Raw genomic sequence first — 1,431 nt, forward strand, 5'->3', positions numbered from 1 at the left:
CCGGATGACCGCTGCTGTCCCCAGGAAAGGATCCAGTAACCATGACCCGATTCGTGATTGGCCCGGACGTTGCCCTTCATCTTGCCCTCGAAAGGTCGGCGGTTTCAGACGATCACCAGCTCGTGGCCCCGACGCTCCTCCGCTCGCAGGTGCTCTCGCTCCTGTACCAGTCAGTCCGGCGCGGCGACGTGACGCGGGCCGATGCCAATCGTCAGCTCGACTACATCCGGGGCCTTCGCATCCGGCTCCTCGGCGACCGCGTCCTGCAACGCACCGCGTGGAGCCTCGCCGAGGAACTTGGCTGGGATGACACCCTCGACGCCGAATACGTGGCCCTGGCCCGGCTTCAGGCAGACGCCTTTGTGACGCTCGACGCCGGGCTCGCCCGCTCCGTGCAGGGCCTCGTGACGCTCGCGGCACCTGAGGCGCTGCTCACTCCGCCATAGGGCGGCGGCGGCCGACTACCGCCCGGCGGTGCGTTCGAGCACCTGGCCGAGGATCCGCGCACCTTCCCTGAAAGCACCCGGATTGGGTCCGGCGAAGTTCAGCCGGATGAACGGTCCGGCCGGTTCGGCCGGGAACCACTCGGTACCGGCCGCGATGATGACCCCCGCGGCCTCGCAGTCCCCGACGAACTGGTCGACGTCGGTCCCGTCGGGAAGGCGGGCCCAGAGATTGAGCCCGCCCGTGGGCACGTGCTCCACGTGGGCCAGCGGGGCAAGTTCCCGCAGGCTGCTGAGCATGAGATCACGGCGGGACTGGAGCTGCAGCCGCAGTCCGCGCAGGTGCGTCTGCCATCCCGGCTGCGTCACGACGTCGAGGGCGGCCGCCTGGAGAACACCGCTGACATACATCGATTCGGCTCCCCGGTCGGCCAAAATGCGCTCACGCGCCGGGCCGCGGGCGATCACCGCGGCAATGCGTATGGCCGGGGACACGCTCTTGGTCAGCGAGCGGAGGTAGACGACGTGGCCGGAATCGTCGAGGCTGGCAACGGGCACGGAATCGGTGGCGATGCCGAAATCATGTGCCCAGTCATCCTCCACCAGGAACGCACCGTGTTCGCGCACCACGTCGAGCACCTGCTCGCGCAGACGGGCGGGCCATTGCGCGCCGGTGGGATTCGCAAAGTTCGGCTGCGCATAGAACACCCGCGCGCCGGTCTCCTCAAAGGCGCGGGCCAGGTCCTCGGGGTCCGGACCTTCGGGACCGCTGGGGACCGGAACAACACGGACACCGGACTGCGCCGCAGCCCGAAGCGCCCCCCAGTAGGTCGGGGACTCCACCAGCAGCGGCTGCCCACTGCCCACCAGCGCCCGGAACACGGAGCTGAGCCCGCTCTGGCTCCCCGGCAGCACAATCACGTCGCGTGGTGTTGGCGGGGTGACGCCTGCCGGGGTGGAGGCCCGGAGTTCGTGCGCGAACCAGGAC

2 protein-coding genes are annotated in these 1,431 nt (G+C 69.4%); one reads left to right on the top strand and one right to left on the bottom strand.

Annotated elements, in window-relative coordinates; translation table 11 throughout:
- The first annotated feature begins 41 nt into the window (after positions 1-41).
- Positions 42-446 (top strand): type II toxin-antitoxin system VapC family toxin, encoded by a 405-nt coding sequence (locus tag LQV45_RS32210; RefSeq protein ID WP_230011597.1) that lies wholly within the window; start codon positions 42-44, stop codon positions 444-446.
- Between the two features lie 15 nt (positions 447-461).
- Here the strand turns inward: LQV45_RS32210 and LQV45_RS32215 are convergent.
- The coding region (locus LQV45_RS32215) for a PLP-dependent aminotransferase family protein (protein WP_230011600.1) at positions 462-1,431 on the bottom strand (970 nt) is incomplete at its 5' end.

The organism is Microbacterium sp. Bi128 (assembly GCF_918698205.1).

Bases quoted from the DNA above. Each gene is read 5' to 3' on its own strand.
- LQV45_RS32210 (WP_230011597.1), top strand. From the start codon at position 42: ATGACCCGATTCGTGATTGGCCCGGACGTTGCCCTTCATCTTGCCCTC.